At 57.3% G+C, this 15,063-nt stretch carries 9 protein-coding genes; 1 reads left to right on the top strand and 8 read right to left on the bottom strand.

Annotation, left to right across the window (positions count from 1 at the left end; genetic code table 11):
* Nucleotide 1: 1 nt before the first annotated feature.
* Genes AADW57_RS11265 through AADW57_RS11295 form a run of 7 tightly spaced genes read right to left on the bottom strand, consistent with a single transcriptional unit; the run spans nucleotide 2 to nucleotide 12,248 of the window.
* On the bottom strand, nucleotides 2-1,204 hold the full coding sequence (locus tag AADW57_RS11265) for an ABC transporter permease (protein ID WP_341666993.1): 1,203 nt from the start codon (nucleotides 1,202-1,204) through the stop codon (nucleotides 2-4).
* Nucleotides 1,205-1,209: 5 nt separating this feature from the next.
* Entirely contained in the window at nucleotides 1,210-1,911 is a 702-nt protein-coding gene (locus AADW57_RS11270; RefSeq protein ID WP_341666994.1) for an ABC transporter ATP-binding protein, read from the bottom strand.
* 1 nt (nucleotide 1,912) lies between these two features.
* On the bottom strand, nucleotides 1,913-3,880 hold the full coding sequence (locus AADW57_RS11275; protein WP_341666995.1) for a vWA domain-containing protein: 1,968 nt from the start codon (nucleotides 3,878-3,880) through the stop codon (nucleotides 1,913-1,915).
* Entirely contained in the window at nucleotides 3,880-4,947 is a 1,068-nt protein-coding gene (locus AADW57_RS11280) for a hypothetical protein (RefSeq protein ID WP_341666996.1), read from the bottom strand. The genes AADW57_RS11275 and AADW57_RS11280 overlap by 1 nt, the downstream gene beginning before the upstream one ends.
* The gene (locus AADW57_RS11285; protein ID WP_341666997.1) at nucleotides 4,944-7,526 is read right to left on the bottom strand and encodes a virulence factor SrfC family protein; all 2,583 of its coding nucleotides are present in this window, start codon (nucleotides 7,524-7,526) and stop codon (nucleotides 4,944-4,946) included. Before AADW57_RS11285 ends, AADW57_RS11280 begins: the two co-directional genes overlap by 4 nt.
* Nucleotides 7,523-10,726, bottom strand: coding sequence for a virulence factor SrfB (locus AADW57_RS11290; RefSeq protein ID WP_341666998.1), 3,204 nt, complete (start codon nucleotides 10,724-10,726; stop codon nucleotides 7,523-7,525). The genes AADW57_RS11285 and AADW57_RS11290 overlap by 4 nt, the downstream gene beginning before the upstream one ends.
* A 16-nt stretch (nucleotides 10,727-10,742) precedes the next feature.
* Nucleotides 10,743-12,248 carry an SrfA family protein gene (locus AADW57_RS11295; RefSeq protein WP_341666999.1) on the bottom strand — a complete coding sequence of 502 codons (1,506 nt, stop codon included), beginning with the start codon at nucleotides 12,246-12,248 and terminating at the stop codon, nucleotides 10,743-10,745.
* A gap of 519 nt (nucleotides 12,249-12,767) precedes the next feature.
* Here AADW57_RS11295 and AADW57_RS11300 point away from each other — a divergent pair.
* Nucleotides 12,768-14,015 (top strand): FliC/FljB family flagellin, encoded by a 1,248-nt coding sequence (locus AADW57_RS11300; RefSeq protein ID WP_341667000.1) that lies wholly within the window; start codon nucleotides 12,768-12,770, stop codon nucleotides 14,013-14,015.
* Nucleotides 14,016-14,141: 126 nt separating this feature from the next.
* Here the strand turns inward: AADW57_RS11300 and AADW57_RS11305 are convergent, their stop codons facing one another.
* Nucleotides 14,142-15,044: a LysR family transcriptional regulator gene (locus tag AADW57_RS11305; RefSeq protein WP_341667001.1), complete on the bottom strand. Its 903-nt coding sequence runs from the start codon at nucleotides 15,042-15,044 to the stop codon at nucleotides 14,142-14,144.
* Nucleotides 15,045-15,063: the final 19 nt, after the last annotated feature.

Genomic DNA, 15,063 nt, shown 5'->3' on the forward strand with positions numbered 1-15,063 from the left:
ATCAAACTTCACGCAAACTCTCCGCAGGTTGAACCTTCAGCGCACGCCACGCACCCAGCGCCGCAACCACACAGGCAAGCCCCAGCGCCATCAGAAAGGCATACATCGCGTGCGCAGGTGTGATGCGGCAGACAAAATCGGTCTGCAGCCCTTGGCCCAGTAATAAATAATTGAACAAGGTGCTGCCCACGCCATACACCAGCAAACCGGCGACATACGCCACGACACTAAGCAACACTGCTTGTAGCAATACGAACCGGACGACACCGCCGCTGTTGAATCCGAGCAGGCGCAATACCGCCAAATCCTTACGTTTACGGTCGACATTGGCCAAAAAAGCACCGGTCAAGGACGCCATGCAACCTACGATGGCGGTCAAGGCAATGACGCCGAAAATCAAGGTCAGAACCTGGTTGATGGCGCGCACATTCTCAATATCAGCCAGACGGCTTACCACGCCAATGTCTTGTTGCTCCAGCCATTGGGCCAGGGGGCCGACATGATCAATGGAACTGGCGTACAGGCGCGCACGGGCATAACGTACTGTCTGGCCGGGTTCGACGGCCTGCCCATTCAGCAGTCCGAATTCGGGCACCTGAAACGCATCCCGCGCCCGCTCCAGTGCCATCAAGGTCGCCGGTGCGACAAAGACGGCGGCACGCGAATAGCGATGCTCTGCCAGAACATCGACCACGCGCATGGGGCGGTCGCCATGCTCCAGCCGGCCATCCAGGCGACGGCTGACCCGCAGGTGCACAGGCTCACCCGGCTGCCAACGCAGTTTCCGGGCCGCCTCCTGCGTCAAGATCAGTTCGTCGTACTGCAGGTCTCTGGACTGATCCTGCAGCAGGGGATCGCCCTGACTGCTGCCCAACACCTCAATGTTTTCCAAAAAACGACGACGATCCACACGTAGATCGGCCTGCGTATTCAAGGACCGGGTCATGCCGACCGCATAGCCCGCACCGGGGGCCTGTCGCAACTGTTCCAGCCACTGCTGATCGTAGCTGCCGCTGGAGACCATCTTGACTTCAAGATTGCGTGGATCTTGCAGCAACTCTGTCTGCAATTGGGTGACCACGCCATGCTTGAGTCCGAACAACAACAGCAAAGGGGCGGCCACCGCCAACATGGATGCCACCATGCAAAACGAGATGCGCCTGTCAAACCATAAATCGGCCCACGCCAAACGGAGTACGTTCATGCTCATCACGAAGGCTCGGGCACAAACATGCTCAGCCCCGGCTCCAATGTGGCCTGCAGACGCGGAATGGCGAACGAGCGCAACATATCCCAGTCGTGCGACACCAACAGAACAGCCAGATCCAAGTCGTGCGCCAAAGTAAAAAAGAGCTGGAATACATCCTGGGCTGTTTGAGGGTCCAGAGCGGCGGTCGGCTCATCGGCCAGAATCAGTCCAGGCGCATGGGCTATTGCCCGCGAGAAAGAAACCCGCTGGCGCTCCCCGATCGACAGAGCCGCCGGATACAGGGACAAGAGGCGTTCCAGCTTCAGGATATGGATTGCCACATCCAAATGCGGCGCATGCAAAGGCAGCCCCAGAATGCGGCGCGGCAGCACAATGTTTTCCCAAACAGATAGGTAAGGCAGCAAACCGCCGTTCTGCAGCACAAAACCAAGACTTCGTGCCCGCCAATGCGCCAGCTCAGACTCTTGCTTGGCCGCATACAACGCCTTGATATCTCTGGACGGTTGCCCCAGGAAAAAAGAATCCACGCTCTCAGGTTGCAACAACAAACCCAAGGCTTCCAGCAAGGTGCTTTTCCCGCAGCCACTGGCACCGGTCACGGCAAGGATCTGACCGGCAGCCAGATCAAGCTGGGGCAATTGGACACGGAACACATGGGTCCCATGCCCCCTGGACACCTCAAGCCCTTTTACGCTCAACATATCAGGGCATCATTTCCAATGGCACCGGGTACACATCATCGCGAGCATCCGCACCTTCGGCCAGAGATACCCAGCGATCCGCATCCGCGTTGTAGCGCGCATAGTGCCGCAACTTGGTGCTCAGCTCCCGGATAAATTTTTCTTGGCTCAAGGCATCCCAACTGGCCCACGTGTCTTCATCCAGGGTCAGGACGGTGCTTTGATAGGGCAAGTCCTCCAGATACTCGCCCATCAAGCCCATTTCGGCCAGGCGTGTTCCCGACTCTTGCTTTAATTTGCTCGGGTCGGTGCCCATCGCCGCAGCGACCGAACGCAAACGATTAAACATATCGGTGGGCGAAATCAAGCCCTGATTAGCCGCCTCTAAAATCTGCCGCACTACATCACTTAAGTCGCTTAACTGCGCTTTGGTCAGCAATACCCGTACATCGGTTGTCGGGACATTTTGCCGAATCAAATCCCGATCACTGATCCATGCCTGGAACACCTCCGGCGCACTCGTGCCCGTCTCTTTACCTAGATAGGCAAGGCGCATGGCGTGACCGATCAGCTCGGCATCCGATAACATCTGCTGGGTTGCGGTATCGGCAGGAGCCTGTGCGCGCGACGCACTGCCTATAGCGTCGCCCCCCTGATAGGCCACCTTCACCTGCTCGGTAATGGCAGTTGCCAGACTGTCGACCATAGCGCCGAACTGATTGACGTCGCCCGCGTTGACAGGATAGTAGAGCGAAGTCTGGGTGCCGGTGTACGTTGACAGTTCACGGTATTGATCAGCCGCTTTGGCGTGATTATTCTTGCCCGAGGGCGTCTTCAGGTGCAGCGTATAAATAGCCACGCCCGGATTAGCGGCTTCGATACGCAATTGCGTCGCATCCAGGCCCGTCGACGAATAGGGACTGCTGCCTTCCAATGCGCCTGCATCGGTAATCAGCACCACATACCGTGCGCCGAACGATGTCCAATCCACTTTATCCAAGGCATGCAGAACCCCGGCATACGCATCTTCGTCATACGCCACCGTCGACACTTTGGCCTGCTTCAGATCAGCCACCTTGGCCAGGAAATCTTCGCTGCTGGTCACCGTATTCGGATCGGCATACATATGCGTCAGATATTCGATGCCGGGCGACTCTTTGACATTCGAGCGAAAAGCCAACAGACCGAACTTGACCTGACTGGACAGCCCCTGCTCCTCTACTTTGGCATAGACCTTGCGAACCGCTTCGCGCGTGCGCTCGATGTAGGGGTCCATAGAGATCGTCGAATCAATCACAAAGACGACAGCGGCACTAAACGCCTTGATTTGCGCTGCCCGCTGTACCTGCTGCTGCGCCTGCTTTTCCTGTTCGATTTGTTCCGGCGTTTTGTCCGTCACCGAGGCGACGTTCAACAATCGGGTACGAAATCCGTTCTCGGTCATGATCTCTTCGCCGCTCAACACGGGCAGAAGATAAAACTGCTTTTGCAGATCCACAAAGTATTCGGGCTCTTGGGCCAGGACTCCATCGGCCTGCGAGTCAGTACGCAGAGCCTGCCGCAAAGGGGCAATAATGGTCGCCGGATCAGGCGTATCCAATGCCTGTTCCAACATAGACCGCTCTTTAAAGAAAAGCATACGGTCGCGATTGGCAGGATTGGTAAATGCCAATGTGAGCTGCATCTTCCAATCCACCGTGCAGGCCTTATCCAGCCAGCCCACTGTCTTACCCTGGCTGTCTGGCCCGACGTGCAGACGGACCTGATCACCCTGCTCTTGCCGTTCATAGATATAAAAACGGCTGAAAGCAGGGACGGGCTTGCCGTCCTTGTCAGAAGCGGAAGCAAAAAGACGGCAGGAGGGCGTTGTCAAAACACGCTGATACAGAGTCTTCTTGCCGTCTTGAAGCAATGGAGCCGCGGCCTGGGCAGCCCAACTGCTGCAGAGCAGTGCGCCCAGCATTGCGAATCGGAAAAAAGGACGCTGCATCACTTGCTCAACTCCTCGTAACGGGCTTTGGCCTGGGCATTGGCCGGATCGGACAGCAACACGGTTTCGTACCAATAGGCCGCCGTCGCCGGATTTGCCTGGCTAAAACAAGGCTGTACCTGATGCGTCTGCGGATCATATTCGCGTGCATACGCCAGAGCGATCTGCACATCACCTGCCTGGGCCTTATGGACATACAGGCGCTGCGCCACATCGCACTGCTGCGCCTGCTTGGCCTGTGCAATGACAGCCAGCCACTGTTCGGAGGTCTTGGACTCTTTGACGCATTCCTGCACAAACTGCAGGCCGGGCATGCCAGCCAGCTTTTCCATGGCGCATGCATCGGCAGCCGCACTCGAGGCAACCGGCGGTGCCTCAGGAAACGCTGCGGAATCCTGCGGCGAGCCCTTCAGAAAGAAGTACGCAACTGCAGCGGCAATGCCCAACACCAGCACGGCGAGCACTATCCACAGCCACGCTTTACCGCCAGCCTGCTTGTTGGATGGCGCTGCTGCCGGACTGGCAGAAACGTGCTCTTGCCGGGGTTTTTCTGGGGCCTGCTCAACGACGGTTTCGGGTGCCGAAGCGGACTCTGTAGCCAGCGGCGACACGACTTGTTCGACGGACACAGGGCTTGTTTCGACGGGCTCGGCCACTTTGGTGGGCTCGGCAGCCACTGTCAGCTCCATCGCCTGTGCATTGCCTCCCGCCGTCGAAGGAAGAATCGCCTTATCCAGCTTCAAGGTGCTTTTACCGATTTCCTGCTCGTCGGAACCACCCAGAACCAATTGATAAGCCTCGCTGGAATTAGCCAGCAAAGGGTCCACAATGCCGGCATCCACCAATACGGCAAACCCATCTTCGTATGTCTCCCAACCCTGCAGCGGCAGCCAGCGCAAGGACGACCCCCAGGCTTGTTCCGCATACAGGTAATGACGGTCCTGACTACGCAAAATCGCTATTGAGTACGAAGCCAGGCTCAACTCCTCCTCCAGATCGCGCACATACAATCGAGCACGGCCCGGGACAACAGGGTCTAGTGCCTGCAAACTGATTCGAAGTTTCATACCACGCTCTTAAGAGTAAAACTATCCAAAATACGCCCCAACGCCTGATTCTGCTCCAGGCTCAACTCGCGCCCGCCTTGATAACCGGCGTTATGCAGCGTGGTGTGCGCCAAGGCGGCCACCCAGTCCTGCGTATACGTCAATCCGTGGTCTTGCGGCTCGGGCGCGAGCTCGGGCATGCCATCGACGGCAAACCGCCCGGGACTGGCGAACAAAGACGGATGGGCAGCATCTTCCTTCAAATACAGCCAGGTCACGAATTGGCTCAGCACCATAGAGACATTGCACACATGCCGATCGGCAAGGCGTTCGCGGCGCACACCTGCCTGACGGCGCTGTGTCAGGCAGGTCAGAATCCTTTCCTGCAAAGACCAGCGGTCGGACGCGATAATCAGCTCCTCGACCACACTGGCCAACAAAGCCACCGGCAAACGCAACACATTCTGGTTCAATCGGCTGGTGGGCAGATCGCGCAACTGGCTGACCCACTTGCGATACACCAGCTCCGCATACTGCTGCTCGAAAGGCTGCTCGGCCGTCGCTCCTGCCTGCGCCGGATCAGGCTTAACCCCGACCAAGGACAAAAACAGTTCACGCAAGGTTTCCTGGGGAATATGCAATCCGACCAGCAGTTCTCCGATCACAGGCCGGTAAGCCGGCAGTTGTTCACTGAACTGGGCCGCCAATGCTCGCTTAAGCTCCGTTTCCTGGTCACCGTCCTGGTTATACCAAGCGTGCAACGACTTCTGGACCAGGCCCTCATGCAGGCTGCTGACCTGTTCTTGCAAGCGCGCCAGCTTGAAATCCAGCCCTCCGATCTGCGCAACATGGTGCCCCAAACGTGTCATCCCGCCATCATTGAGCGCCATCATGGCGTCCCAGCTATCCTGGGGCGAACCGATATGCTGGGCCACGAATTCACTGTCAGAGAAACTGGCCCTCATATCCTGCAGGCGCGCTTGAGCCGCGCCGGTATAGGACTGTTCGACATGGTCAGCATCGGTATCAATAAAAGGCACCGGCAGACCAGGCTTGCGCACCAGAAAGGTATTGCGGAACGGTTCGCCCGCAGCCCATGCCTGCAACCACTCGCAATGCCCGAAACGTTCTTTGAAGCTCATTTTGATGAGCCCTTCCCAGCCTTGCCGTATCTGGGAACTATCCTGAGTCAAGGAAATGCCAATACGCTTGTCAAACATGGTGACGGCCCACATCAGGCCCACTTTACGGTTCTGGCGCTCTTTGGGAGTCTGCCCTTGGGTACGATGCACCCAACGGGTCAGGACCGGCTCCACATCTTTGACATCACTCTGTTTGTCTGAGGCCGTACACATCACCAGACCATTCATCTCCTGCTGGTCGGTGTAGCGCTCGAACAAATAGGCCACCTTGCCACGCAAAATCAACTGCGAAGCAGGATTGCCACCACTTTGTTCGGCAACGGCACCCGCATCGCTGACCGTGCGGATGTTCAGACGCCCGCGATAGCCCGGAAAGTCCAATAAATCGACATGCTGCAACTCGTTGGACTGCATAGGCCCGCATAAAGGAAACGTCAGCTCGACCGTCAAGGCCGCCAGATGAGCCAGCGGCACCGTCACCGTCTGTGCAGACACCTGCTCCACGCCCTCCTGCACACGCACCGGCAATACCGTCAAACGCTTTTCGGTAGGGCTGCCCAAGGACTCCAGCACATCCACATTCATAATGCTGTCTTGCTGAACAAAGCTGTCGCCATCCTGCCGGATCAATGCTTGCAAAGGAGCATACACTTTGGCCGGGTGCCCCAGCTCGCTCAACACACGGGCCAGCATGACGTAGACCTGACTTAACTCGGGCTGCTCGCCCCATAAAATCGAAAACAAGCGCGCCCTGTCTTCCAGGCCCAGCACGGGAGCCAGACGAATGACGGCAGGCCAATAAAAGTCGTCCAGCATGCGCGTCGTGTTGCTGAAGCTGCCTCGCACATAGTCCCACAGCGACACCGCATCATCGGCGCTGATCCCTGCGACCGCTCCGCCCTGCCGGGCCTTCAGTGACTCCAGCAAGGCCTCGATGCGCTCGGCCACAAAGGCGTAGCCTATATGCTCTTTATCGAAATCATTGAAGTAGGTATTGACCAGAATCTTGACGATGTCGATTTCGGAAAAAATCTGCAGCTCGACCGGAAAGGCTTCCGGGCCGACCTGCGCCGAACGGCTAAAACGCGTCACCAACCCGGTGGCCTCCTTGCCGCCGCCGGGTGGATTGACATGCCGGAGAAAATCAATAGTCTGGCCACCGTAATTGGTTTCCAGACGGCCATTGCTGCCCGCCGCCAGACTGGAGATCAAATAAGACTTGCCGGCCTGGGACAGGCCGAAAAAACCGATCGTCATGGGACGCGTCGAAACAGCCCCCAGGCTGCGGGCCATGTTTCGGGCACGCCGCAACTCCAACAGCAAGCTGTCGGCTTGCGCATCCAATCGCTGCGACGAGGCGCGCGCGTGGGTAACCCAATCAATTGCCTGCCCGGCACCGTCATACAAGCTTTGCCAATCGGCGCGCAAATCGTTTTGCAATGCATTCAGATCGTTCATTTCAACACCACGCTTCCACTATCGAGCCAATAGGGTGTATCCCCCAGGCCTGCTTCCAACATCGTGTTGAGCTGAATCTTCACGGCTGTCTTGGAAGCAATGTTCAATTTGAAGTCCCGTGCGGCCGCCGCACTGATCTCCAGACGGTCACTGATCAAGCGCCGTCCCCGCCTATCGCGCAGTTTTTCGTTGCGTTGCAGGCTGACTTCCATCGCCGGAATTTGCCCCTCGTCATCGGGGGCCTCGGCCATCTGACGGCGCACCCGTTCATCCAGGTACAAGTAGTACAAGGGCGAGGCCGGCCAGCGCTCAACGTTAAGCTGTCGATAACCCAGGCGCAGATAGTTGCCCTGCATCAAGATGTGATAGCTGTCGGTGTCCTCGCTGCTGATGCTTTCCAGTTCAAGCACCTCTTCCCGCGTGTCCGGATCTGGCCGCAACGCATCTTTAAAAACGACATCCTGATTTTTAATCTGATTATTGGAGTCGATGATGCCGATATGACGCAGCGTGGAACGCGGCTTGAGCCCAGACACCTTGAAATTGAACTGGTCAATATTCATGTTGTAGCAAAGCAGGCACAGCATGGCACCCACCGAGGCCGTGCTCTTGGGATCGTTGATCCGCCCATTGGTATGAAAGGGATACCAACTGCCGGTACGATAGTTATGCAAAGGCAGCAGACGCGACGGGGAAACAGGCATCTGCGAGCGTACATAGGCTTGAATGCCGGGCAGGCGCGATGGCCTGCCTGCCATCAAAATGATGTCGCAATCGTAGTAAGACAGCACCTCGCAAAACGAACGCAAAGGGTCGTTGATGTTCAAGGAGCCGGTAATCAGGCTCTGGTGCAAATGCCCCAGATCGAAAGGCTGAGCCACCTGGCTGAAGTCAAAATCGACTTTATGTCCGGTGTGCTTATGCAACTCCTGCGCCACGTACTCGGCGACCGTGGCCGACACACGGGCGCGCTGATCCCCGGCGTCGAACGCCACCTGCCCCGCGGCATTTCCCTGCAGATGCTCGAAAGCCAACAGTTCACGCCAAAGCGGTGCCTGGACCGCGCAAGGGTCCTGGTGTGGATCATACGATTCGTACCGCTTCAAAAATTCCAGCCCTAAAGGCACAAACACCTGAAGCGCCAACTGCTGTCGCAATATGGCTTTACGGGCATCGGTCTTTTCATTGCCACACAAACGGGACAGAAAAACATCCGTATCGTCCACGCCGGCATTGATCAAAGCCTGCTCGAAGGCCGGCAGGATATGCTGCTGTATGACATCGAGCAGCACATCGTCGCCCGCCACCCTGAAACTGTCGCGAAACCGCTGTTGCGGCAAAATAGTGACATTGCTGCCGCCACCCGCACCGACGGGGCGGCGCAAGGTGTAATCGCTAATCACAATATCGGTCGTGCCGCCGCCGATATCGATAATGCCCAGCGTCAGCGTCTCCCTGTCTTTTTTATGGGGAGCCGCCACGGCATCAAAAAACTCATCGGCATGGCCGGCAAAGTTCTGCGTAATTTCCGTGAACAGATAGACCAGTTGCGAGCATGTGGCTTCGTCCCATTCGACCCGAAACTCCGGCAAGGGAACCAGAATCCCATCCGGTTTGCCACCTGTTGCATCCAGACCATAGGGATCTTCTTCACCCTGGTACCAGTTCATGCTGGTCCACAGCAAACCTATCGCCTGCCGAAGACGTTCGGACAATAAGCTGCGCTCGACCAGCGGCATGCCCGGCGGCACGGTCAGCACGATATTGCTCAAACGGCGCGGTTTATTGGAGTGCCCTTGACGAGCCCGCTGGGCAGGACTGTTAATCTGCAACAAAGCCTGGGCCAACACCTCGGTCAGCATAAAGGTCATGACCGAGCTGCGCGAATACAGCGGCTCGAAAACCGGCAACCGGTCATCCTCGTCCAAGGTGTACAGGGCTTCGCCCCGTTCATCGATATGCAAAGAAAACGGCGCGGCCAGGGCCCTGGGTTCAGCGTCCGAACGATCGTATTGCTGGCTAAATCGCCAGCCATGCTTATATTCGTTCTCATCCCATAAATAGCGCTTGGGGCTGGACAGACCCGTCGTGCCTTCCGTGCCGCGACGCCGCGCCGCCAAGCGCGCGGCCTCGTCCCCGACCCGCACCAGGGTGGGCCAGGAAAAGGCGGTAGGACGGCCACTTTTAAGGGAAAGATGATTCTTTCCAAAGTCGACCTGCGCAAACTCCACTCGGCTCTCAAACGGTTTGCTGTAAATCTGGTGCGCCTTGGACAGATCACGCAGCTGCAGCACATAGTTCTGCCGCAAACCAGAGTCATCTTGCCCATGATTTTCAATCAAGATGCCACATGTGCGCGAATTACCCACATCCAGCACCAGATCCACGGGTATGACTTGTTCGCTGTGCCAATTGGCCGCCAGAACCTTGATGTCCGGAATGCGGGCCCAGGCCTCCTTGCGCTCCGATGCATTACTATCATGGGGGTGCGCAAACAGGCTGAGCAGATTCAAAAAGTGCAACTGGGCCGAACGCAGGGGACTGACCTCTTCCCCAAAGTCGATACTGCGGACCTTGTTGAGATTGTCTGTATACACTTCCTCCAGCCACTCCTGAACCCAATCACGATCCAGAAACCAATCCATATGCGCGCTATCACACGCCAAACGGAACAAGGCACCGGCGTTGACGTCATCGCGCAAGGGCGCAAGATACGCGGCTCCTTCGGTCAGATCCACTACACTGGTGTCGCAGGCTACAGTAATGCGATGCGTGTTGCCGTCACGATCCGGCGCTTCCAGCTTCACCACGCGTATCCGGCTCCAGCTGGCCGGCCCGGTATCGTAGCGATGCGGTGCCACAAAGCGAACATAAGGGATAGGCAGCCACAGTCCGTTGAACAACTCCAACGTCGTGGCTAACGACACGTCCTGTTCATCCCGGCCCCGGGCGCTGCCCGGGTAAACTCCCACGCCGCCGTCGGGCTGATGAAACAAAAGCTGCTCATTGCCCGACTGGAGCCCGTCGAACAGCAAACGCCAGTTCTGACCACTTTCACTGAAAAACGTGTTCTTTAAGGCGCTCAGCTTTTTGCCACCCAGAGCGGGGGCCTGGATATCGAATGCGAAGTCCAGAAACTGGACCCCGGTATTTTCGATCAAAGTCACCAAGCCATCGTGTTTTACTAATTCAGGCAACATAGGATTCAACCACTTATTATTCAGCTTGCTGCAGCGTCAATGGAAATGCATCAGCGCCATACATCCCGGCACAACGCGCGGCCGCACCGGCCACACCGGGATCGCAGACTATTTTCGGCATGTCATAAACGGTGCTGTCGGTACATTGCGCCGCTGCACCTGTATTCAGGACCAATTGCCCATTCAAAGCCGAGGCGGTGACAGGCGCTTCGCACTGCACGCCATCGCCACGCCTGACCTGGACCTGTCCGGCTCCATCGGCAAGCTGATATTGCAATTGCACAGGCTTGCCCGTCTGGCTGTCTTGCACTCCCATTCTGGCCGCCCACTGCCCGTTCAAGAATCCGAGCTTCCCGGACTGCAGGGCATTGGGCGGCACCACCAAAGATGCCGGTGCCGCATCGACAGCCGGACTGTCGGGCAAGGAAGGCGCAGTGGCCGGAACCTGCGGTGCACTACCGGGCGACACCGCTGGTGTATCCGGCGCGGGAGGGGATACAGGCGCGTCGACAGGCGGTGCGCTTATCGGCAGCGCACCAGGCTGCGAAAGTTCAGCTAGCGTGGGTGGCATTGCGGACGAGGCAGGCGCAGGCGACTGGTCCACGGGCGGCGGGGCAATGGAACTGCCGAGTTCCAGCGGCATCTGAGGACTTGGAATAAGCCCTGCCCCCGACATATCCGGCAAAGGCAACGTAGCTCCCCCCCCGACTACAGAAGCGGTGCCAATCGGCACACTGGGTACGGAAGGTTTAAGCCAGGCAGGCAGCCAACTAGGCCCACCCGATAGCACCGAGCCCAGGCTCAAGCCGCCGGCAGGCAAAGCAGGTGCCGTGCACCAGCGCAAACCAAACAAAAGCAAAGCCAGCAGCAGCAACAAGGCCAAGAACCGCCAGCCATATCGGGACCAGAAATACGCCCAACCCCTGCCTACCACAGGAGCCGTCCCTACAGACGCGGCCACCGGGCCGGGCACGGCGGGAGCAAGAGGCGCGGCGTGCTCCTCAGCCACGACCGCAGCTGGAGCAACGTGCGCTAGGCACAGCAAAGGATCGCCGCCCTGATCGGCTCCGTGGTGCAAAAATCCCCAAAATGTCAGGACTGCCTTGCCATCCACCAGATAAACAAAATTCTCGTCCGGAAAATACATGACGCGACGCAGCAAGCTGGAAAACAAGGACTTGTCGCCAGCTACTTCTTTACCAGCCTGATCTGCCGAATCGCCCGCTCCCGCCAGACGCTCGACCTCTTTCAGTACGCCGCTCAATTGCTGGCGTGCGGACTCGCGCTCCGACTCGGTGGCAGCGGCCCAGGACACGACTGCACCCGAAAACGGGCTATACCAATCCAGCGTTGTTCCTATCTCGTTACTCTGGGGAATCGCCAAATGATCGGCGGCATTGCCCGCCCGACGACGTAGCGCCTCACGCAATTGGACCGCAGAACGAAACACTGGCCTGCCGCCTTCACCCAAGGCCATAAACGCATCGGCGCGACCGCTACGCAGCAAAACCCCATGTTTCATTTAATTTCCGAAGATAAAAAAAAGAAACATCATACAACAGACTACAAGCGTCAAATAGTCGTGAGAAACAAGGATGCTTCACTCACCACAACAATACGACGAACCTCCACAATAGACAGTCATTCTGTCTCTTTTTGTATACTTTTAAATAATCTAGCAATAATAATCAAAACGCTTTTCTTGAGACAGCAAATCCGGCAGGCAGCTGAACATCACTACGTTCAGCCCGGAATAACAAGACACTGTTCTCCTATACGGTGCCAAGGCCAAAAGCAAGATACCCTGGCCTGCTCGCCGCTGCAGCAAGCGCCGCCTCGCAAGACATACCTAGCCACCCGGCCATAATTTTTTCACCCCGCCCCCTAAAGTCCCCTGGACCCCGTCCGTAAATGCAGGTGTACAGGAAGAACGCAGTGTGCCGGATGCATGTGTAACCCTCCGGGGTTCGGCAAGACGCCAACGCTTTCCTGGGCAAAGGGCGAAACCGTTTCGCCGCTCTACTCAACATTGGGAGTTACCATGTCTGTTATCAATACGAACTCGCTTTCCCTCATTGCCCAAGGCAATCTGACCAAGTCGCAAGGCGCACTGGGCCAGGCTATCGAGCGCCTGTCCTCCGGTCTGCGCATCAACAGCGCCAAAGACGACGCCGCCGGTCAGGCTATTGCCAACCGCTTCACGGCCAACATCAAGGGCCTGACGCAAGCTCAACGCAACGCCAACGACGGTATCTCGATCGCTCAGACGACCGAAGGTGCCCTGAACGAAATCAACAACAACCTGCAGCGCGTACGTGAGCTGTCGGTGCAGGCCGCAAGCGGAACTAATTCGCCCTCGGACCTCCAGTCCATCCAAGACGAAATCGGCCAACGCCTGTCTGAAATTAATCGAGTTTCTGAACAGACTCAGTTCAACGGCGTAAAAGTTCTCGCTAGCGACAACAAACTGACCATTCAAGTTGGCGCTCGTGATAACGAAACGATCGAAATCAACCTAAAAGAAATCACCGCTGACACGCTTGGTCTTGGCAGCTTCAGCGTGGCGGGCCCAACGGTAAACGACGCAGGCGTAATTACCAAAGCTGACGGAACTGCTGCTGCTGCCGCAGGAGCCGCCGAGTTCAAAAAAGCATTCGGTGACGATACCGCTCTTACAAGCAGCAACGCTACTTTCAAGGCCGGTGAAGATGCCAAAATTGCACAGAGCCTTGGCGTAGCCACCGGTAGCTTAGCAGTCACAAAAGACCTGACGGTGGATAGCCGTGGGAACTGGTATGCATCCGTCTCCATCACACCTGCAGATGCTACCGAGATTGCAAACCTGAAGAGCCGCGGTATCACTGCCGGCGCTGACGGCAAGGCCCTGGAAGCAGGTACAGCGGCTACTTTCTATGTAGCCGTCGATCCAAAATCCACGACTTCGACAACAGGTGCGGCCGCCTACGAGCTAACCGCAGAGGACGTTACCTTGTCCGCGCTGACGACAGGTTCCTCCTCGAACCCACTGAAGAAGTTAGACGCCGCACTCTCGCAAGTTGACCAATTGCGTGGTGAACTGGGTGCCGTTCAGAACCGGTTCCAGTCCACCATCGCCAATCTGAGCAACACGGTCACCAACCTGTCCGCAGCTCGTTCGCGTATCGAAGACGCTGACTACGCCGTTGAAGTGTCCAACATGACCCGCTCTCAGATCCTGCAACAAGCCGGCACCTCGGTTCTGGCCCAAGCCAACCAAGTTCCACAGACCGTGCTGTCGCTGCTGCGTTAATCAACGCCCAGAGCACTTGCCTCTTGCCGTGCGCAAGGAGCAAGGCAGCCAGCAACAAGCCAGCCTTTGCGCTGGCTTGTTGCGTTATAGGCCCAGCGAATGCCAACAGCAGAGATCTGACCAGAATCAACGGTCGGGCAGCAGCGCCGCCAAAGCAGCCCGCAACCGTTCGGTAAACTCCCGCGTGATCTGCGACTTGGCCTGATGGGCGGGATGCAACAAACCGACCCGAAATGGCACGACGGGCTTGAATGGCTTGAAGACCACACCAGGATTCGCCTGTCGACGGTAGCTGGCAACCGTGATCGGATCGAGCAGACAAATACCCTGGCCACGCTCGACAAAGCGCAAGGCGGGAATAAAGAAGCGGGTACGCACACGCACATTCAGCCGGCATTGTGCGGCCTCGAATATCTGGCTTAATGCATGAGCCGTGCTGTGATCGGGATACAGCGCAATCATGGGTTCGTCCGCCAACAGAGCCGGCGTCAATACAGAAGCATCGGCCAGGCAGTGCCCGGCCGGAACAGCACACACACACTCCATATCGAACAGTTCCACCGCAATGGACGGATCGGGACCACCGATCTCTGCCAACGCCACGTCGTACTGCGCCGATGCCGTCCATTCCAGAATGCTCTCCGAGGTGCGTGTCTGCAAGGACACCTGCACCCCGGGATAGTCATCCAGAAAATCAGCTACCAGATCGGGCATGAATACATAGGAAGGACCGGGCATGCAACCAATGCGCAAAACACCCTGCTGCTTGTTGCGTATATCCTTAAGGGTCTCGGTCAACTCCTGCATCCGGCCCACAATGGCCTCCAGCTCGGTATACATGTACTTGGCTTCCGGCGTCGGGTATAGGCGCTTCTTGCGGCGCTCGAACAAGGGGAATCCCAGTTGCTCTTCCAAAGCCGCGATATTCATGCTGACCGCCGACTGCGTCTTGTACAGACGCTGCGCCGCATCGGATACAGACCCGGTCAGCATCACAAGGCGGAAGGCTTCCATATGACGTAGGTTCATGGCTCAAGAACATCAATTA

The sequence above is a fragment of the Alcaligenes sp. SDU_A2 genome, from assembly GCF_038237375.1.
GTDB lineage: Bacteria > Pseudomonadota > Gammaproteobacteria > Burkholderiales > Burkholderiaceae_B > Alcaligenes.